Source organism: Microcystis sp. 49638_E5 (assembly GCF_021300285.1).
In the GTDB taxonomy this organism is placed as follows: Bacteria; Cyanobacteriota; Cyanobacteriia; order Cyanobacteriales; family Microcystaceae; genus Microcystis; species Microcystis aeruginosa_C.
Genome location: NZ_JAJTDH010000062.1, coordinates 1 through 19,191, shown reverse-complemented (window position 1 = coordinate 19,191; position 19,191 = coordinate 1). Strand labels below are relative to the sequence as shown.

The window sequence follows — 19,191 nt, the reverse complement described above, 5'->3', positions numbered from 1 at the left end:
ATGTATAGTCTTGACGTTAATTTTCTCAAAGATCGCCATCTTAACCGAACAGTCCAAACAACCTCTAACTTCGAGATTTCCACCGTTATTAACCTGAGGAAACAACTACCCCTGTTCCTCGGTGTGGGAGTGGGGGCCGGATTATTGGCACTGACGGGATTACTCGGTTTAACCGTCGGTTGGAAAACCAGCGAAACTCAGGCCAAAATTCAGCAACTGGAAGGGGAATTAGGTCAAGTACAAGTCCAAAGTAAAAAACTAGAAGACATCAGAGGGGAACTAAAGGTGGTAGAAGCAAAAAATAAAGCTCTGGTGGGTGTATTCAATCAGATTAGGCCTTGGTCAGCCATTATCCAAGAAATTCGCCAACAAACTCCTTCTAGTGTGCAGTTAAATAGTTTGCAACAGGTGGAGGTTCCCGCAAACCCCAATCAAGGGCAACCCAATCCGGCTGCTGGCTTAAAAATCAGTGGTTTTGCCAGTAATTACGAAGCAGTCAATGATTATCTCTTAACCCTACAAGCTTCTCCTTTTTTAGAGGGTAAGCGAACGGTGATCGAAAGTGCTGCCCTGGCCGATTTACCCCTAGATGTGGCTAATCAGTACAAAAATATTAATGTTACTTTCCCCCAAGTGGTTCAATTTGTGATCACCGCCCAATTAAGTGATACTCCCGCTACTCAACAACTGCCCAATCTCGCCAGGAATGGCGCGATCGGAGTTGTTACTAGGATTAATACTCTCAAAAGCCAAGGAGCTATTCAACCATGACCTTTAACGAAGAATTTGAAAAGCTGAAATTAGAGGAATTTGAGGAGTATCCTATCGCTTTCGGGATAACTTTTACCCCCCGTAATAGTGGCATCGCTGCCGCTGTGGTAGGTTTACTTGGCTCCCTCTATCTGCTTTTTAACTGGGTGATGCCCGCTTATAATACCTGGCAGCAACTGCAAACCGATGCAGCCAACAAAAAACAAATGGTAGATCAACAAAAAAGCCGTCTCGAATTTTCAGAATTCCAAAAAATCGAGAGTCAGTTACAACAACAAAAAGCTATTGAACAGAAAATTCTCTCGCTTTTTGCTAAAGAAAGGGACTTAAGCACTATTCTCTTAGATGTTAGTAATATCTTTAAGTCTCGCGATGTTAAGCTGGTTAGTTTTCAACCCCAAGGACTAGAACCGGTGGTGGTCTCCGATGGTTCCCTCGGTAGTGAGGTTAATAATAAGCTCAAACGTCAAACTTTTAACGTCAAGATGGAAGGGAGCTATGCTAAAACTCACGAGGTTATTCGGGATTTAGAAAGATTACAGCCGCTCATTTTGCTGAACAGTCTCAATACCCAAGTGGATAAGGAAGGATCGACGGTTAAAGTGGTTAGTACCAGCAAAAATAAAGCCACTATCGTTCCCCAAGGCGATAAACCCGTGACTACCACCTTTCTTCTCGATGTGATTATTCCTCTCAATGCCGAAGAATTAGCGAAATTAGCACCGCCACCCCCCGCCGAAGGTCAACCCCCCGCTAGTCCGCCCCAATAATAGTCTTCAAGCCAGTGTGAGTATTGCCTTTTTTGTCCGTTGAATTGCGTAATCGTTGAGGAGTGAAGTTAAAGTGAATCCGTCCCGTTATGCCCTATTTATCCCGCAAATTGCCTCGTTTTTATTGATGGCTCCCCTGAGCGTCTTGGCCGAAACCCCCATTTCCTTCCATGGTTCAGAGTTAAAATCTGGTACATCAAAAATTGAATTTTGGCAAGAGTTTAGTAAAGAAACTTTACAAAAATCGCCAAATCAGCTTGTCCCTTCCAGCGCGGCCCTAGAAAAGGAAATCAGCGATCGCATTTTAGCCAGTGAAAAACTACTTGCCCAAAGTGCGCCCATGGTTCCCAACCCCGAAATTATCATTCAAGGCGCACCCCAAGCCCCAGGCGTTCCCACCCTACCCCGGGCCGTTGCCCCACCGGTGGGAGATATTGCCATCTCTAACATCGATGCTAGTGCCGAAAAGGTCAAATTCGAGCGTAATATCACCGTACCTCGTGTTTTACTCCGGGAAGCTTCCGCTAGAGAAGTGTTAATGACCCTTGCTAACATTGCCGGTTATAACGTCGTTTTCACCAGCGCCCAGGGGGAAACTAACGCCACTTCTCAGACAGTTTCCTTGGAATTTACTAACGAATCGGTGGAAAACATTTTTAACGCCGTCTTGTTAATTTCTGGACTCCAGGCCAACCGTCAGGGTAAAACCATCTTTGTCGGGGCGCAATTACCCCAAGGCGCTCGTAATCTGATTAGCCGCACCCTGCGCCTCAATCAAGTTAAAGCTATCGCCGCCGCCACTTTCCTTGCCACCCAAGGGGCAGAATACCAGCGTTTAGTTACCCAAACCGAGGATATCGTCGATCCCCTCACCGGACGAGTCATCGGTCGCCGGGATATTCCTCCCACCCTAGAAGCACTAACACCCCAACAGACAGAAGGCTCAAAAGCTGCCCTACTTTTAACCGGTTTAAGAATTGCCGCCGATGATCGCCTTAATTCTATCAATTTAATCGGCGAAGCGCGGCAAGTCCAGATCGCCACCTCTTTATTAACCCAACTGGATGCTCGTCGCCGTCAGGTGGTGGTTAACGTCAAAGTTATCGATGTCAACCTGCTCAATACAGACCGTTTTAGCAGTAGTTTTTCCTTCGGTTTTAACGATGGTTTCTTCGTTCAGGATAACGGGGCGGCAGTGGTGAACTTTGGCAATATGAACCCACCCAGTAGCTCAACTGTATCCAAACCGGGGGCTTTTGCACAGCCGATAGTTCCTTTAAATAATGTTTTCTCTGGGGAGGGAACACCCGCCCTAGAACCTTTTTTTGATGTTCAGGATGCTCCTTTTAGTAATATAACTCAGGGAAGAGTCACAGATCGAAATACTGGGCTGGTTGTTCCCTATGCCCGTCCTAATTTTGGAACATTTAATAACCCCTTTCAACCCGGTGCAACAGATGCAGATGGAGGAGATTTTGCGCTACCCGACCTCTTCCAATATCCCCAAAGATTCCTGATGACCCTGCAAGCGTCAATTCAGACAGGAAATGCCAAGATTCTCACCGATCCCTCCCTGGTGGTGCAGGAAGGTCAACAGGCCACCGTTAAGCTCACCGAGAAAGTGCTAGAAAGTGTCGAGACAAGTGTAGATCCTCTCAGTGGCGAACGCACCACTACCCCTGTATTGGCTGATGCTGGGTTAACTTTAGCGGTAAACGTCGATCAGGTGGATGATAACGGTTTTATTTCCCTGTCGGTTAGCCCTACCATCGCCTCTCCGGGGTCTCCGATTCAATTTAATAGCGGTGGTCTCACAATCAACACCCTTACCCCTCTGATTCGTCGGGAATTAACTTCTGGTTTAATTCGTCTGCGGGATGGACAGAGTTTAATTCTTTCCGGCATTATCCAAGAAAAACAACAAAGTTCTGAGACAAAAGTGCCGATTTTAGGCGATATTCCCATTTTAGGGGCTTTATTCCGCAGTCGTACCAATAGTAATAGTCGCAGTGAGGTGATTATTCTCCTCACTCCCAAAATCATCGAAGATTCGGCCACTTCTACCCTCGGTATCAACTATCAACCGGGCCAAGATGCGGCGGAAGTGTTGCAGCGTCAAGGGTTCCCCGTACAACCGCGACAGTAATTAGCTTTTTCAGTTATCAGTTATCAGTAATCAGTTTCTGAAGCTTTTGCCTCTTGCATGAGTGCCTCTCCTCATAACTAGCCTATACTCAACGGATTTAGTGTAACTTCGCCAGTCTAAGGAAAAAGTACCTGAATTTTACCCCCGATCCCTCCAATGGTCGGCACTTTTTGAGGTCAAAAAAGTCTAAAAGCCTTATCCAACAAGGTTTTTAGATTTATTCAGCAAGCCCTAAATATTCCTTTATCAGTTAAAAAAGGGAATAGCAACAGTCAGCTATTTTAGGGTTTACTAACCGCCGATTCTAACATAGTAATCGTTCCCTGATTAGCATCAAATTCTACCTCAATACCGATGGGAATAGTTTCAATAATTTCTAAATGTCCGATAGTTAATCCTAAACAAGCGGGAATTTTTAAGGGTTGGATATATTCTCTGATCACTTCTTCTAACGTCAAGGAACCATAGTCACTATCAGCACTACAATTGCTACATTGACCGAAGATAAACCCAGCTAAATTATTGAAAATTCCCGCTAATTTTAATTGATTTAACAGGCGATCAATTTCATAAACATCTTCACCAATATCTTCTAAAAATAGGATAGCTCCGGTAAAATCCGGTAGATAGGGAGAACCCGCGATCGAGGCTAAAGTGGTTAAATTACCGCCGATTAATTTACCTTTGGCTTGACCTTTAGTAATAGTTTGAATGCGATTTTTTACCTGCATTAAACGATTAGCATCGTCGGGATCGGGAAGATTTCTAAAAGTTAACTTTTCCCCAGAAAATAAAACTTGTCGAAAGCTTTCAGTTTGAGCGGTGCGCCAACTAGAAAAGCCATTGGGAGCATGGAAAGTAACTAAACCAGTTTTGGCATAAATAGCCAATAATAAAGAAGTTATATCACTAAAACCACAGATGATTTTAGGATGACGACGAATTAAATCGTAGTCGAGATAAGGTAATAAACGAGCGCTGCCCCAACCGCCGCGAATTGGTAAAATTAGGGCAATATTATCATCAGCAAAAAATTGATTTATATCCGACGCTCGCTCGCCATCTTTACCGGCTAAATAACCATAACGATCTAAAGCGTATTGACCAACTTTTGGGACTAATTTTAAAGCTTTAACTGCTTCGATAACTATATTTAAATCATCTTCTTTAAAAGTTGCCCCCGCCGGACTAATAATACCCACTCCGTCCCCTGGTTGTAGATGTGGCGGTTTAATTAGAGGAAAATTATTACTAATAACTTTTCTAGGAATTAGGGAAAAACTAACAGCAGTTAGGGCAGTAGTAGTGAGAAATTGACGGCGCTTCATCCTGATAGTTGTTAGAGAAATGGCTCTCTTGGATTTGGTGGGTAAAATGTATTCTAAGATACATTGCTCCTAGCAAGGGGGTGGAACGAACCACAAAGACACAAAGGACACAAAGATCGATCTATCATATAGTAAGTTAAACTTATCACACAGAACCTAGAAGAGCCGAGAAATTGCAAGGGAAGCAAGAATTTAGGGATTACTGCTCAGAAAAAAAGTTTTCACAATTACCCCAGATAAGAGGACAATTAATGCCCAAACCTGATATTTTTGGTTTCCTTCTAATGAGTTTAGTCGATTTTCTATTCCCTCAACTTTTCCCGTTAACACCCCTTGTCCTACCTTTAAATCCGTCACATCTTTTTGTAACGAATCGATTTTCCCTCAATCCGCATCAAGATAGTTTCTAGGGAATAAGTAACCGTTTCCTGAGATTGATTCATTTGTTCAATATCTTTTAGTTAATTGTTGCCTTAGAAAAACAATTATGCTTCCGATTTTGCCATATCGCGAATGATATCGCCGCGAGTGATAATACCGATTACTTTGTGGGTTTCTTCCTCAATTACCGGTAAACGACGCACATGACGATCGTACATTAACGAGGCCGCTTCTTTCAAAGGGCGATCGGCCGTGATACTAATAGGTTTATCGGTCATTACCTCCCCCACGGTTTGACCGAGAGCTTTATGGAGTAATTTCTCGTGACGGCTAGGATTTTGTAGATAGATGACGCTATCGAGGAGCATAATGTAAGGAGGAGCTTCTACTCCCGTTTCCTGCCACATAAGGTCAGTTTCGGAGATAACCCCAATCAGTCGCATCTTGTCATCCACCACGGGTAAACCACTAAACCGCTTTTCGGCCAAAATCTTCACTGCTTCCGACAGAGAAGTGTTAGCGGTGACGGTGATGGGATTGGGAGTCATGATATCGGCAATTGTTTTTGTCATCTTAGCTACCTGCGATAATAATGCTTTCTCTCTCCATCTTATCATTAGGGTAATCAGTCACCGCTTAATTATGACTATTCTTCAATCTTCGGGCGAGAAAATGGTATAAGATAAAAAGGAAATGGGATATTAATTTAGTTAGTTGACAAGGAAAAAGAAAAATGATCGCTCAACCTCAATACCCAGAAAGAATGACCCCGGAAGAGTATCTAGAATGGGAAGCTACACAGGAATGTCGCCATGAATATATTGATGGGGAAATTATCGCCATGACTGGGGGTAGTCTGCCTCATAATGATATTACCTTGAATTTTTATACTGCTTTAAGAATTCATCTCCGTCCGCGAGGCTGTCGGGTGAATGTATCTGATGTGAAAGTACAAGCTAATAATAGTCGTTATTTTTATCCCGATTTAGTGATTAGTTGCGATTTTAGGGATAGACAATCTCGTAATTTTATTCAACATCCACAAGTAATTATTGAAGTGCTTTCCCCTAGCACAGGAAACTATGATCGCACTAAAAAGTTACAATATTATCGTCAGATTCCTAGTTTACAAGAATACGTTTTAGTCGATCCTGAATCGATCACTGTTGAGGTTTATCGTCGCGGTGAAGATAAAATTTGGTTTTACTGCGCTTATAGTCAAGGGGAAGAAATTATTCTATCTAGTCTCGATTTTCACTGTGCGATCGAGTTAATCTATGAAGGGATAAGTTTCGATTAAAAAAAGTTTACAAAAAGGTCAAATATTCCTAGACTTAAAATAAATACGTCCCGATTTTTTCGATAAATTCTATGTTACCGCCCCTATTAGTCCTTGATCCCTTGTTAGAAAACTGGTTACGAGAAGATCTCGGTAGAGGCGATCGCACCACCCAAGCAATTTTCTTCGGTCATGCTAAAATTGGTCAAGCTACTTGGATTGCCAAGGAAGCGGGTGTTATTGCTGGTTTACCCGTAGCTGAACGAGTTTTTCAACTGCTTAACCCCACTATTCACTTTACCCCCACCGTTGCCGAAGGAGAATTCTGCCCCAAGTCTAAAGTTATTGCCGAGATAGAAGGTTCCCTCGATGCGCTGTTAATTGGGGAAAGAGTCGCTTTAAATCTTGCTATGCGCTTGAGTGGGATTGCTAGTGCCACTCGTCAGTATGTGGAGAAAATTGCCGATTTATCGACAAGATTGGTCGATACTCGCAAAACTACCCCCGGATTGCGAATTTTAGAAAAATATGCCTCCGGTATCGGTGGCGCTATTAACCATCGTTTGGGGTTAGATGATGCAATTATGATTAAAGATAATCATATTCAAGCAGCCGGCAGCATTGAGGAAGCAGTGCGTCGTGTACGGCAAAATATGCCCTATCCTCTCACAATTGAGGTAGAAACCAGTCAATTAGAAGAAGTGAATCAAGCTCTGCAGCAGCAGGTAGAGATCATTATGTTAGATAATATGGATTTAGAGATGATGCAAACTGCTGTGGAGATGATCCGCAATTTTAATAGTAAAACCAAAATAGAAGCATCGGGAAATATTACCCTCGATCGCATTCGCAACGTTGCCGAAACAGGAGTAGATTATATTTCCACTAGCGCCCCGATTACTCGTTCTACTTGGTTAGATATTAGCATGAGAATTGATTAAAAGGCTCTATCAGTTATCAGTTATCAGTTATCAGTTTTGATCACTGACTCCTATCTATTCTAACCTCGATCGCATCGCCAATATTTAGGTGTAATTGCTTTTGAGCGCTGCCACTATTGACGGCAATTTCTAACCCCCCGTGACTACCGATAAAAGCGACTATTTCCCCGGAAGGAACATCACTGTAGGTGTTTTTTGCGGGGATAATTTTTGGACCCAACTGCACCGACCAATTTTTTCCTTCTAGGAGATAATTGGGGATATTGCTGATTAAATTGCCGAAAATGTCAATATATTGAATTTGACCCCTAATTTTATCTTCCTCGATCTGGGGAACAGCGATCGCTAATTGTTGCAAGCTATCGGGATCAATAATCTCACCCAACATTTCTAGGGGTACTCCCCGGGCCAAATAAGCAGCCACAGGAGCAAAAATATCACGACCATGAAAAGTAGTGCTAGGGTTAGGGGTGCGCCAATAGGAAGAATTATCGAGATTAACGGCGGATATAGCGGGAGATTGACTTAAAATGCCACTAAATAAACCATTATCTGGCCCGACTAAATAACCACCGGCAAAACGAATCCCTACCCCGCGTCTTTTGCTTCCCACTCCCGGATCTATAACTGCCAGATGAATAGTGCCTTGGGGAAAATATTGATAGGCATTCAGGAGAATAAAACGACCAGCGTAAAGGTCTTGGGGCGAAATTTGATGATTCAGGTCGATAGTGCGAGCATGGGGAGCAATTCCCGCGATTACTCCCTTGATCATGCCCACATAACCGTCCTGTAGTCCAAAATCGCTAGTAAGGGTTATCAGTGTCTTTTCCGTCATTGACTGGTTCCTAGGGTGGCCAACAGCTTTAATAAATCTTAATGGGAAATTCAGTATCTAAAGATACAGTTCCCCAAGGAGAATGTTATGATTTAGATATAAGGTAAGTTAAGTCGCTCAAAAGTCTGTCCATCATGAACAAAAATCGTCAGCAAGTCCTAACACAGGCCACCGTGGCCCATAGAGAAACACTCCGCAGAAATTTACAACACCGACTGGAAGTGGCTAGAGCGCAGGGAAATGAGGCTCTAGTTCGTCAATTGGAAGCAGAGGCGGCCTATTTGCACCTTCGTTAGAGTTAATCGGTGTTTGGTCATAGTCTAGTTGTCGGTTTCTGGTGATCGGTGTGCCGGTCACTTTTTTTTAGGCGAATTTTCAGGAAAAAAATTGCTGATATCTCCACTGGCAATCCCTAAAATAGAAAGAACAGCAGTTTAGAGATCAAATAATTATGGCTTTTTTCCGGCAATATATCGCTCCCCTCCTGACTATCTTAGTGTTTTTAGTTGCTCTGGTTGCCACCAGCATCCGGATTTTTTTGCCAGCAGATTTAGCCGCACCCGCTCCGATCGAGCCATCCCTGGGCATAATTTTCTCTTATCCTTGGCATGGCTAACCTTCCCGAAAATTATCAGCTGCGACTGGGAAAACCGAGCGATCGCTATCTACTCATTAATTTTCTCACCCGCACCTATCAAGAATTTTTTCCCGAACAAAAAAACCTCTCCCATCTAGCTGATACAGTCAGACAGTTTTTTTGCCTCGATACTCCCCTGTGGATCGTCGAAGGACAACAAACGGCGATCGCTTGTCTCTGGATGGGGAGCGCCGTCGATCAGGTGACAGGCGATCGCTATGGTCATATTTTTCTAATTTACGTCGATCCCCAGCATCGTCGCCAAGGTATCGCCAGCGCACTAATCGATCGAGCTAAGGATTGGGCAAAAAGTCGCGGACAAACCCGCATCGGTTTACAAGTCTTCATCAATAACGACAATGCTCTCACTCTCTACCAAAATCTCGGCTTTCAAACTCGCTCTTTGCTGATGTTGAAAAATATTTAGAAACTGTTATCAGTCAGGAGATAGGAGTCAGGAGACAGGAGGCAGCTTTACTCTCCCCACTCCCCCACTCCCCCACTTCCCCAATTCATAATTCATAATTTATAATTTATAATTCCCACACCCCACACCCCACACCCCACTTCCCCAATTCATAATTCATAATTTATAATTTATAATTTATAATTCCCACACCCCACTCCCCACACCCCACACCCCAGACATACCCCTAGAGATGGCACTGTCAGCATTAATTATTCCTGATCGAGCGACAAAGGGTAAAATTTGGGAAACACTGCAATATACTGGCAGTCATCGTGGGTAAAAACACGCTATTTTATTAACCGATTACTAACCGCGCTTTAGGAGTCAGCAGTTTTCATGGATTCCGTGACAACCCTCCAATGTCAAAACCTAACCTGTCTATCCCCGAACGCTCTCACTAATAGATTCTGTGAAAAATGCGGCACTCCTTTAGTTAAGCGCTATTTATGGATGATCGGTGATTGGGTGAGAAGCTATTATCGTGTTGGCGAGCTAATTGATGATCGTTATTTGGTCAAACAACCACAAATTGTTCTTGATACTAAACCCGCTCAAGCACCCCAAGCGCCGGACGAACCTCCTAGCTGGATTTCCCTCTACCTAAAATTGTTACCCTTCCATCTCCACATTCCCCAAGTCTATGGCTATATTCCCAGTCCCGATGAACGCTTAAATATGGACATCTGGCTGTTAGAATACGGCACTATTCCCCTCGATGAAACGGGAGAATTAATTTATCCAGAACTATTGCCCACTCTGGCCGAGGTTTGGTCGCAAGCTTCCGATTTAAGGCAAATTCACTGGTTATGGCAAATGGCCAAACTCTGGTATCCCCTCCAGAAAAAAGCTATGGTCTCTAGTCTGCTTAACCCTTTTCTGACGAGAGTGAATAATCAGCTGCTGCAATTACTAGAATTAAGCAAAGACGAGGTCACCGCTCCCAATTTACGAGATTTAGGGGCTTTCTGGGCCGGTCTGATCCCGACGGCAGCCGCTAATATTCAAGATTTTCTCGCATCCCTGACCCAAGAGCTAGAATCCGGTGATCTCGATCGCCCGGAATCCCTGATCGCTATTCTCGATTATGCACTACAGCACTACGGTAGAGGTCAAGAACGCACCTATGAGATTTTTACCTGCACCGATACCGGTCCGGTGCGGGAACACAACGAGGATGCCTGTTATCCCCCAGCTAATCAGGCCATAACCCTGTCTAATGGTCAAAATCCCCTGGCGATTGTCTGTGATGGCATCGGTGGTCAGGAAGGGGGCGAAATCGCTGCTCAATTGGCGATCGAAACCCTGCCTAGGGAAATTAATCAGAGTCCCACCACTGATATTCAAGTCTATCCCGATAGTCACAGTCTTGTCCTCGAACAGGCGATTCGTGTCACCAATGATCTGATCAGTCAACGCAATGATCAGGAGTCAAGACAAGATCGCCGGCGCATGGGTACGACTCTAGTTATGGCCTTTGGCCAGGCCGAGGAAATGTACGCGGCCCATGTGGGGGATTCCCGTATCTATTGGATTACTGCCCAGGGTTGTCATCAAGTGACGGTGGATGATGATCTCGCTGACCGGGAAGTGAAATTAGGCTATCTCCTCTATCGTGATGCCATACAGTATCCCAACGCCGGGGCCTTGGTGCAAGCTTTGGGCATGAGTAGCGCCACTAATCTCTATCCCACCGTTCAGAGGTTGATTATTGATCAAGACTGTGTTTTTCTCCTCTGTTCCGATGGTTTAAGTGATTACGATCGGGTAGAACAATACTGGGACAGTGAAATTCTGCCTCTTTTACAAGGGGAGAAAACTGTAACCGCAGTGGGGGAAAGTTTATTACAACTAGCTAACCAGAAAAACGGTCACGATAACTCCACCATCGCCCTAGTTTATTGTCGGGTAGTTCCTACGGCTGAAACTGTCAGGCCTTTAATTTATGCTGAGGCCAAAGAACGAATTATTCCCGATCTTAATGACCAAGATTTTGATCACAGAGGAGACACCTACTCCGGAGAAGAAGCGGTGACAGCAATACCCACTCCCCCCCCCGCATCTTCTTCTGTTTCTAGTCCTACCTCTCCCCCCGCACCCACTACCGTTTCAACCCTAGTCGTGGTAGCGATCGCAGTCGGTGTTCTCGGTTTGCTGGCTGCGATCGCTTGGCAATTCCTGAGTCGTTATCCCGTTTCCAATCCATCGATTTCTCCCGCACCTGTCACCAGTCCCACGACCGGGACGACACCCCCCGCACCTGTTACCAGTCCCACTCCCCCCAATGCTTCTCCTAACTAGGGTTTGATGAAAAAGTTGTTCGTGGGGACAGGGTGTGGGGTTTTACCTGAAGATTAATCGACTTGTCGGGGGTTGCCAGAGCGAGTTAAGATAAAATGCCCGATTAACTGCCGAGTCTATCATATATGGTTGATGCTGCGACGTTCTCCTCCGACACCTCCGCGATCATTGATGCCTTTGAAACGCCTCTAGAGTTTAACTTTCAACTGCCAGATCCCGAAGATGAAACCATCCAAGATCATGACTTTCAGCAGCAACTGGATTCTTTTTGGAAAGTTTGCGATCGCTTTGATTTGCAAACGGAAATCTGGCGGGGGCGAATTTTGCGAGCTATTCGCGACCGAGAGAAGCAAGGCGGTGATAGTCGCGGTACAGGCTTTTTAAACTGGTTAAAACAGCGAGAAATCACTAAAAGTCAAGCTTATGCTCTGATTCAATTGGCTAATAGTGCTGATACTCTCCTAGCAGAAGGACAACTGGATCCCGATAGTATCAATAATTTTAGTAAACGCGCCTTCGTGGAAACGGCCAAATCTGCCCCCGAAATTCAAAAATTAGTCAGTGATGCGGCCCGACAAGGGGAGAGAATTACTCGTCGGGAGGTGAAACAATTGGCCGATGAATGGACGGCGATGAGTTCAGATTTACTACCCGATGAGGTGAAGGAAAAGGCCAGCGATGGTAGTTTACCGGCGCGTCATCTCGCTCCCCTAGTGAAAGAATTAGAAAAGTTACCCGATACTCATATCGACACTCTCCGCCAAGAAATCGCCGCTAATCCCGATGTGGACACGGTAAAATTAATCACCTCGGAAGCACGCAGTTTAGCCAAATATCTCGACGCGGCGGCCCAAGTACAAACTCTCCGACGAGGTAATTTAGATATCGAAATGGCTCTAGAAGAAGCTTTGCGCGTCGATTGTCTAAATACGGCGGCGGATCTGGTTAAACAAGCCACACAATTAGAGCAGGCTGTGGCTAAACTTTATACTACTTGGAAACGTTTGGGTAGTTTGTCCGATCGCCTCTATGTGGATACGGGAGCAAGTAATCCCCATCTGCGATCGATGTTAACCTGTTTAGAAAGTTTAACCAGTGAAGTGATCGAAGTAGAACTGGATGAAGGTGGGCAAAAAATGGTACGTTTACGCATTATCAGCGATGGGGGAAGTTAGATGGGAATTATGAATTATGAATTATGAATTGGCAAGTGGGGAGACTTTTCAGTGAGCAGTAATCAGTTATCAGTGGGAAGTGGCGAGCAAAAAGCGTTCGACAAAAGCTCACGCCGAAGTCTGATGACTAAAAAGCTGATAGCTTGCTGCTATAATCTCTGAATATCCTCAAATTTTATGAAAACTTATTAACAGATACTTGACTTTATGCTAAAAATAAAGGAAAAAAAACCGATAATTAGCATCGGTTCCATAACTGCGGCGATCTTGCTCAGTTTAACCCTAATTCCTGCCGCTATAGCCAAGGATGTCCTTCTGAGAGTGGGCATTGTCCAACGTTTTGGCGATGAAGCCAAGGAAAAATTAACCCTGAGTAGTAGCAGTGGTGATAATCTCACCCTGCGGGTGCTGGGAGAAGATGGCCAATCCCAAACCCTGCAAACCAATCGCCTACAATTAGAAGTTATTCCCCGTCCCCTCGCTTCTCCCATCCTCCAAGAAAAAGTCATTTTGAGCGACCACGCCACCTTTGAAACCGCCGAAAATAGTGCCAAAAATTGGGCAAAAATGGGCATTAAAGTGGAAATCACCCAACCCGGACGCTGGCAGGTTTGGGCAAAGCGAGAAGTTTATGAAAATCCCCTAGTGCGGCGTTGGTTGCTGACCAGTTTGCAAGCAAAAGGCCACAATCAACCCTATATTAATAGTGTTTTACTCAAAGAAAAGCCGCAAGTTTCTTTCCAGATCAACGGGGTGCGCTATTTTCCCAAAGAATTAGAAATCGAGAGCCAAAAAAACCTGATTCAAGTCACCCATAGCCCCGAGCAAGTACGTTTGTACGGGGGAACCATGCGCCTACAGCCCAACGCCTACGGCACTTTTACCCTAGTTAATAACGTTCCCCTCGAAACCTACCTGCGTGGGGTTGTACCCCACGAAATCGGTCATGATGCCCCGGAAAGTGCCACCCAAGCGCAAACTATTATCGCCCGTACCTACGCCCTCCGCAATCTCCGCCGTTTTCAAGCCGATAATTACGAACTCTGTGCCGATACCCATTGTCAAGTTTATTATGGATTGACGGGAACTAATCCCCGGGCCGATCAAGCGATCACAGCCACGCGAGGCCTAGTTTTAACCTACCAAAATGAGTTAGTGGATGCCCTTTATTCCTCCACCACCGGCGGAGTAACTGCCCTCTTTAGTGATGTTTGGGATGGGGAAGAAAGACCTTATCTCCGGGCAGTGGTGGACTCCCCCAATCGAGTCTGGGACCTGTCGAAACAATCTCTCGCTAATGAGACAACTTTTCGCCAGTTTATTAATCTTAAAGATGGTTTTAATGAGACAGGCCGACGGGTTTTTCGCTGGCAAAAACAAGCTTCTTTAGCTGATTTGAGTCAAGACCTAGAAACCTATCTAAAACGCAGAAAACATCCCCTCGCCCATTTCCAGAAAATCCAATGGATGGAAGTGACTAAGCGCTCTCCTTCCGGTCGGATTCTGACTATGACTATTCAAACCGATAAGGGGATTTTGGAACTGCATAAAAATGAGGTGCGTAGTGCCTTAGGACCGCCTCGCAGTACCCTATTCTACATCGATCCTATCTACGATACCAATCGACAAATCCAGGGTTATAACTTTATTGGTGGCGGTTTTGGCCACGGGGTAGGATTAAGTCAATTTGGTTCCTATAATTTAGCCCGTTTGGGTTGGTCTCCCGAACAAATTCTCGCTTTCTATTATCCCGGCACCATCATTCAACCTCTCAATAATTCGATTGTCTTTTGGCGAGGAAATTAATCAGTTATCAGTTATCAGTTATCAGGGATATCAGGAGAAAAAAATGTTCGACAAAAGCTCACGCCGAAGTCTCGCCGAACGTCCGAAGTCTCACGCCGAAGTCTGGCGGCTGAAGGCTAAAAAATCGCCTTCATCTATTTGACTAAATTCTACATCGGTAAACGCTGAATATCTCGGTTAGAACCAATTACCACCATGGCTAAATCCTTGTATAATCTTTCTTGGGGATTGGGGTTAATCTTGAATTTTTCCGCATTACCGACAGCGACAATATTTAAACCATAACGATTACGAATTTCTAACTCTGCTAGGGTTTTACCGTGAAAAGCTTCCGGGACTTTTAACTCGACAATACTATGTTCGGGATCGAGATCAAATCGTTCTAAAATTGATGGTCTAGTTAAACGGTGCGCTAACTCACAACCGGCATCGTATTCGGGAAAAACTACTAAATCTGCACCAACTTTTTTTAGTAATTTTCCATGGATTTCTGTGGAGGCTTTAGCGGCGACAAAATTAACCCCTGCTTCCTTACAATTGAGAGTAGTAATGATACTTTCTTCCACGTATTTACCAATAGCGACAATCACCGTATCGGTTTCAAAAATTCCCGCTTCTCGCAGGGCGTTAGGTTTGGTAGAATCAAGCTCGATCGCATTATCTACTATTCGATCAGATAACGCTTGTGCTACTAATCCTTCGTCAATATCTGTCGCTACCACTTGATAACCTTGTTTGCGTAAGGTTTCACAGACAGCGCGCCCAAATCTGCCTAATCCGATGACGGCAAATTGACGATTTTGGGGACGCATACTACTAAAAAATTTAATTGATTGCATAATTTTAACGTCAGTTCGGGATAAGGGTGGAAAGAAAAGGCGGAGGCTAGTAAGCTGAAAAATATATAAACTCAGCACCCTCAACCCATCTATGTTCAGTCTAGAAGCTCTTTTCTGTCCTGTCGACGACGGATGCCTTGTATTTGAACCTAAATTAGAACAGACAAGGCTTTGGCCCGATTCACCTCTTTGTAATAAACCTACACCTGTAAGCGATAGGCACTCCCCACCCCCCAATTCATAATTCATAATTCCCACTCCTCACACGGATTATATTACCCTGCGGCCGCCAGCAGTGCCTTGAGTCCGATCGCCGCTCCAGAAAAATATTAAGTTTTGTTAAGAAGTTAGTGACAAAAGACCAGCTTTAATCTCTATTATCGTAATAAGTGGCTTTTGACCTGAATCAAGCCGGTCAAGATAAATAGTAACTTTTGCCCATCATCAAACAACGATTGTCAGTCTAACTAAAACAGTCGCTGTGGCGATGCCCTCGTGATCAATTCCTATGTCAACCCTGGTTATTGTCGAATCCCCCACCAAAGCTCGGACGATCAGCAATTATCTGCCTAGCGGCTATCGAGTCCAAGCCTCCATGGGCCACATCCGCGATCTGCCCGCCTCCGCCGAAGAAATTCCCCCCACCCACAAAGACAAATCCTGGGCCAATTTAGGCGTAGATGTGGAGAACGATTTCGACCCCCTCTACGTCGTCCCCAAAAGCAAAAGTAAAGTCGTCAAAGAATTAAAAGAAGCCCTCAAAGGGGCCAGCGAACTGATCCTCGCCACCGACGAAGATCGGGAAGGGGAAAGCATCAGTTGGCATCTCTTGCAGGTACTCAACCCGAAAATACCCATCAAAAGAATGGTATTTCACGAAATCACCAAAGAAGCAATCCAAGCCGCCCTGAAAAATTGTCGCTCCATCGACGAAAATTTAGTTCACGCCCAAGAAACCCGCCGCATACTCGATCGCCTCTACGGTTATACCCTCTCCCCCCTACTCTGGAAAAAAATCTCCAAAGGGTTATCCGCCGGCCGCGTGCAATCCGTCGCGGTACGTCTGCTCGTGCAGCGCGAACGAGAACGACGAGCTTTTAAAACCGCCAATTATTGGGACCTGAAAGCCACCCTCGAAAAGGACAAAAATCAATTCGAGTCGAAATTAGTCACCTTAAACGGTCAAAAAGTGGCAAATGGCAGCGATTTCGATGCCGACACCGGCAGACTGCTCCCCGGTCGCCAGGTGACACTCTTAGATCAAGCCACCGCCGCCGCCTTAAAAGAACGCATCCAAGACAAAATCTGGCGCGTTAGCCACACCGAAGAAAAACCCACCACTCGCAAACCTTCCCCCCCCTTCACCACCTCCACCCTACAGCAAGAAGCTAACCGGAAACTGGGCATATCCGCCCGCGACACCATGCGAATCGCCCAAAATCTCTACGAACAGGGCTACATCACCTATATGCGGACCGATTCCGTCCATCTTTCCGATCAGGCCATCACCGCCGCCCGTCATTGTGTAGAACAAATGTACGGAAAAAACTATCTCAGTCCCCAACCCCGGCAGTACACCACCAAAAGCAAAGGCGCACAGGAAGCACACGAAGCCATCCGGCCCGCCGGTAGCAGCTTTCGCCTGCCCCGGGAAACCGGCCTGAGCGGACTAGAATTCGCCCTCTACGACCTAATCTGGAAACGTACCGTCGCCTCACAGATGGCCGATGCCCGCATTACCCAGATCGCCGTTAATATTCAGGTAGAAAATGCCGGATTTCGCTCCTCTGGCAAAAGAATCGACTTCCCAGGCTTTTTCCGCGCCTATGTGGAAGGTTCCGACGATCCCGAAGCCGCCATCGACGACCAAGAAATAATCCTACCCCCCCTCAGCATCGGTGATACCCCCAATTGTCGCCAACTAGAAGCCATTAGCCACGATACCCAACCCCCCGCCCGTTATAGCGAAGCCTCCCTCGTAAAAACCCTCGAAAGTGAAGGAATCGGGCGACCCAGCACCTACGCCACCATTCTCGGCACAATTATCGATCGCGGTTATGCCCAAATGCGGAATAAAACCCTCATTCCCACCTTCACCGCTTTTGCCGTGGTTAGTTTGTTAGAAAATCATTTCCCCGACCTGGTAGATCCCAAATTTACCTCAAAAATGGAGGAAACCCTCGACGATATCGCCACTGGTTCCGCCCAATGGTTGCCCTATCTCGATCGCTTCTATCGCGGCGAAAAAGGGCTAGAAAGCCAAGTCAAAGAGCGCGAGAGTCAAATTAACTCTAGCACCGCCAAATCGGTAAATTTAGAGGATTTACAGGCAACTATCAAGATCGGCAAATACGGTCCCTATCTGGAAGTCTCCCGAGGCGATGAAATCCTCACCGCTTCCATCCCCGCCGATTTAACCCCCGCCGACCTCAACCCCGAACAGGTAGAAACCCTGCTGCGACAAAAAACCGCAGGTCCCGATAAAATAGGTCTTCATCCCGACACCGGAGAGCCAATTTATCTGCTCGTGGGTAGTTACGGCCCCTACGTCCAGTTAGGAGATGTCAGCGATGACAACCCCAAACCGAAACGCGCCTCCCTACCCAAAGGAGTCAAACCAGAGGATGTCACCCTCGAACAAGCGGTGGGTTTATTGGCACTGCCACGACTACTGGGAACCCATCCCCTCACCGGAGGCAAAATTAAAGCCAGCTTAGGGCGTTTCGGTCCATATATAGTTCAGGAAGAGGGCAAAGAAAAAGAATATCGTTCCCTGAAAGCCAGCGATGATGTCTTAACTATAACCCTCGATCGAGCTTTAGCCTTATTAGCCGAACCGAAAAAAACTCGCGGCACTCGCGGTTCCACCAAACCACCCCTAAAAGAATTGGGTCAACATCCCGACGACGGGGAATTGGTGGGATTGTACGAGGGTCCCTACGGAGTTTATATCAAGCACGGTAAGACTAACGCCAAGATTCCCGAAGGAGAAACCGCCGAAACCCTGACTCTAGAACAAGCTTTAGTCGCCCTAGCAGCCAAGACAACCACTGCCAAGAAAACCACCACCAAGAAAACTACTTCTACCACTACTAAAAAAACTACTTCTCCGGGTAGTAAAACTGGCAAAAGTAAGAAGGTTTAGCGGTTAGTGGTGAGGCGATTTTCTCCATGGTCAATTCCTCACCCCGATGCGAGGACAAATCCGGTTGGCTCTTTTGTCCTTGGCACCACTTTGACTAGGCTGATCCTAAGTAGGTAGGCGTTAAAAATTATCAGACACCACCCTTATCAAGGGTAGGGTTGATTCATGAATCAACCCTACCTTATCAAGGGGGGATCAAGGGGGGATCAAGGGGGGATCAAGGGGGGATCAAGGGGGGATCAAGGGGGGATCAAACCCCCCTTATTAAGCTATCCATTAGTCGGATCTTTCTTAACAAAAAGAGAAGAAACTTAAAAAAAGGGGAAACGATTGATAGGTATAGTTTTGAAAGAAGGAATTAAGGTGGA

At 45.6% G+C, this 19,191-nt stretch carries 16 protein-coding genes and 2 pseudogenes; 13 read left to right on the top strand and 5 right to left on the bottom strand.

Annotation, left to right across the window (positions count from 1 at the left end; genetic code table 11):
* From LW728_RS16390 to LW728_RS16380, 3 genes are all read left to right on the top strand, one after another.
* Positions 1-771 (top strand): PilN domain-containing protein, encoded by a 771-nt coding sequence (locus LW728_RS16390; RefSeq protein ID WP_287767302.1) that lies wholly within the window; start codon positions 1-3, stop codon positions 769-771.
* Positions 768-1,541, top strand: coding sequence for a pilus assembly protein (locus tag LW728_RS16385; RefSeq protein ID WP_287767301.1), 774 nt, complete (start codon positions 768-770; stop codon positions 1,539-1,541). Before LW728_RS16390 ends, LW728_RS16385 begins: the two co-directional genes overlap by 4 nt.
* 73 nt (positions 1,542-1,614) lie before the next feature.
* Positions 1,615-3,687, top strand: coding sequence for a secretin GspD/PilQ domain-containing protein (locus tag LW728_RS16380; RefSeq protein WP_287767300.1), 2,073 nt, complete (start codon positions 1,615-1,617; stop codon positions 3,685-3,687).
* Positions 3,688-3,968: 281 nt separating this feature from the next.
* Here LW728_RS16380 and LW728_RS16375 read toward each other — a convergent pair whose 3' ends face one another.
* The 3 genes and pseudogenes from LW728_RS16375 to LW728_RS16365 all read right to left on the bottom strand — a co-directional run bounded on the left by LW728_RS16375 (position 3,969) and on the right by LW728_RS16365 (position 5,968).
* Positions 3,969-5,015: a S66 peptidase family protein gene (locus LW728_RS16375; protein WP_287767299.1), complete on the bottom strand. Its 1,047-nt coding sequence runs from the start codon at positions 5,013-5,015 to the stop codon at positions 3,969-3,971.
* A gap of 192 nt (positions 5,016-5,207) precedes the next feature.
* Positions 5,208-5,458 (bottom strand): annotated as a pseudogene (locus LW728_RS16370) (polyhydroxyalkanoate biosynthesis repressor PhaR).
* A 42-nt stretch (positions 5,459-5,500) separates the two neighbouring features.
* Complete coding sequence (locus LW728_RS16365; RefSeq protein WP_043997632.1) at positions 5,501-5,968, bottom strand: CBS domain-containing protein; 468 nt, start codon at positions 5,966-5,968, stop codon at positions 5,501-5,503.
* Positions 5,969-6,129: 161 nt separating this feature from the next.
* Between LW728_RS16365 and LW728_RS16360 the strand changes: the two genes are divergently transcribed.
* Both LW728_RS16360 and nadC read left to right on the top strand, forming a co-directional pair.
* Complete coding sequence (locus tag LW728_RS16360) at positions 6,130-6,696, top strand: Uma2 family endonuclease (protein ID WP_287767298.1); 567 nt, start codon at positions 6,130-6,132, stop codon at positions 6,694-6,696.
* A 71-nt stretch (positions 6,697-6,767) separates the two neighbouring features.
* The gene (gene nadC, locus LW728_RS16355) at positions 6,768-7,616 is read left to right on the top strand and encodes a carboxylating nicotinate-nucleotide diphosphorylase (RefSeq protein ID WP_002797833.1); all 849 of its coding nucleotides are present in this window, start codon (positions 6,768-6,770) and stop codon (positions 7,614-7,616) included.
* Between the two features lie 40 nt (positions 7,617-7,656).
* Here the strand turns inward: nadC and LW728_RS16350 are convergent, their stop codons facing one another.
* Complete coding sequence (locus LW728_RS16350; RefSeq protein WP_287767295.1) at positions 7,657-8,454, bottom strand: SAM hydrolase/SAM-dependent halogenase family protein; 798 nt, start codon at positions 8,452-8,454, stop codon at positions 7,657-7,659.
* 134 nt (positions 8,455-8,588) lie between these two features.
* Between LW728_RS16350 and pirA the strand changes: the two genes are divergently transcribed.
* From pirA to LW728_RS16320, 6 genes are all read left to right on the top strand, one after another.
* Positions 8,589-8,750: an arginine synthesis PII-interacting regulator PirA gene (gene pirA / locus LW728_RS16345; RefSeq protein ID WP_002733724.1), complete on the top strand. Its 162-nt coding sequence runs from the start codon at positions 8,589-8,591 to the stop codon at positions 8,748-8,750.
* A 155-nt stretch (positions 8,751-8,905) separates the two neighbouring features.
* The gene (locus LW728_RS16340; protein ID WP_004163564.1) at positions 8,906-9,070 is read left to right on the top strand and encodes a DUF8624 family small hydrophobic protein; all 165 of its coding nucleotides are present in this window, start codon (positions 8,906-8,908) and stop codon (positions 9,068-9,070) included.
* Positions 9,063-9,518: a GNAT family N-acetyltransferase gene (locus LW728_RS16335; protein ID WP_004163563.1), complete on the top strand. Its 456-nt coding sequence runs from the start codon at positions 9,063-9,065 to the stop codon at positions 9,516-9,518. Before LW728_RS16340 ends, LW728_RS16335 begins: the two co-directional genes overlap by 8 nt.
* Positions 9,519-9,896: 378 nt before the next feature.
* Positions 9,897-11,858 (top strand): PP2C family protein-serine/threonine phosphatase, encoded by a 1,962-nt coding sequence (locus LW728_RS16330; RefSeq protein ID WP_287767293.1) that lies wholly within the window; start codon positions 9,897-9,899, stop codon positions 11,856-11,858.
* A gap of 125 nt (positions 11,859-11,983) precedes the next feature.
* The gene (locus tag LW728_RS16325) at positions 11,984-13,033 is read left to right on the top strand and encodes a hypothetical protein (protein WP_002798288.1); all 1,050 of its coding nucleotides are present in this window, start codon (positions 11,984-11,986) and stop codon (positions 13,031-13,033) included.
* A 207-nt stretch (positions 13,034-13,240) separates the two neighbouring features.
* Positions 13,241-14,839, top strand: a complete 1,599-nt coding sequence (locus tag LW728_RS16320) for a SpoIID/LytB domain-containing protein (protein WP_287767292.1) — start codon at positions 13,241-13,243, stop codon at positions 14,837-14,839.
* A gap of 149 nt (positions 14,840-14,988) precedes the next feature.
* On the opposite strand, the gene LW728_RS16315 is transcribed toward LW728_RS16320, so the two are convergent.
* Positions 14,989-15,678 carry a potassium channel family protein gene (locus tag LW728_RS16315; RefSeq protein ID WP_002798291.1) on the bottom strand — a complete coding sequence of 230 codons (690 nt, stop codon included), beginning with the start codon at positions 15,676-15,678 and terminating at the stop codon, positions 14,989-14,991.
* Positions 15,679-15,769: 91 nt separating this feature from the next.
* Between LW728_RS16315 and LW728_RS23425 the strand changes: the two are divergent.
* Positions 15,770-15,862, top strand: a pseudogene (locus LW728_RS23425) (IS982 family transposase); the annotation flags it as partial.
* A gap of 324 nt (positions 15,863-16,186) precedes the next feature.
* On the top strand, positions 16,187-18,823 hold the full coding sequence (topA, locus tag LW728_RS16310; RefSeq protein ID WP_287767291.1) for a type I DNA topoisomerase: 2,637 nt from the start codon (positions 16,187-16,189) through the stop codon (positions 18,821-18,823).
* Positions 18,824-19,191 lie beyond the last annotated feature (368 nt).

Excerpts from the sequence above, each read along its gene's own strand:
- LW728_RS16360 (WP_287767298.1), top strand. The coding sequence starts at position 6,130 with ATGATCGCTCAACCTCAATACCCAGAAAGAATGACCCCGGAAGAGTAT.
- LW728_RS16330 (WP_287767293.1), top strand. The coding sequence starts at position 9,897 with ATGGATTCCGTGACAACCCTCCAATGTCAAAACCTAACCTGTCTATCC.
- pirA (WP_002733724.1), top strand. The coding sequence starts at position 8,589 with ATGAACAAAAATCGTCAGCAAGTCCTAACACAGGCCACCGTGGCCCAT.
- topA (WP_287767291.1), top strand. The coding sequence starts at position 16,187 with ATGTCAACCCTGGTTATTGTCGAATCCCCCACCAAAGCTCGGACGATC.
- LW728_RS16335 (WP_004163563.1), top strand. The coding sequence starts at position 9,063 with ATGGCTAACCTTCCCGAAAATTATCAGCTGCGACTGGGAAAACCGAGC.
- LW728_RS16315 (WP_002798291.1), bottom strand. The coding sequence starts at position 15,678 with ATGCAATCAATTAAATTTTTTAGTAGTATGCGTCCCCAAAATCGTCAA.
- LW728_RS16390 (WP_287767302.1), top strand. The coding sequence starts at position 1 with ATGTATAGTCTTGACGTTAATTTTCTCAAAGATCGCCATCTTAACCGA.
- LW728_RS16385 (WP_287767301.1), top strand. The coding sequence starts at position 768 with ATGACCTTTAACGAAGAATTTGAAAAGCTGAAATTAGAGGAATTTGAG.
- nadC (WP_002797833.1), top strand. The coding sequence starts at position 6,768 with ATGTTACCGCCCCTATTAGTCCTTGATCCCTTGTTAGAAAACTGGTTA.
- LW728_RS16375 (WP_287767299.1), bottom strand. The coding sequence starts at position 5,015 with ATGAAGCGCCGTCAATTTCTCACTACTACTGCCCTAACTGCTGTTAGT.
- LW728_RS16340 (WP_004163564.1), top strand. The coding sequence starts at position 8,906 with ATGGCTTTTTTCCGGCAATATATCGCTCCCCTCCTGACTATCTTAGTG.
- LW728_RS16320 (WP_287767292.1), top strand. The coding sequence starts at position 13,241 with ATGCTAAAAATAAAGGAAAAAAAACCGATAATTAGCATCGGTTCCATA.
- LW728_RS16350 (WP_287767295.1), bottom strand. The coding sequence starts at position 8,454 with ATGACGGAAAAGACACTGATAACCCTTACTAGCGATTTTGGACTACAG.
- LW728_RS16325 (WP_002798288.1), top strand. The coding sequence starts at position 11,984 with ATGGTTGATGCTGCGACGTTCTCCTCCGACACCTCCGCGATCATTGAT.
- LW728_RS16365 (WP_043997632.1), bottom strand. The coding sequence starts at position 5,968 with ATGACAAAAACAATTGCCGATATCATGACTCCCAATCCCATCACCGTC.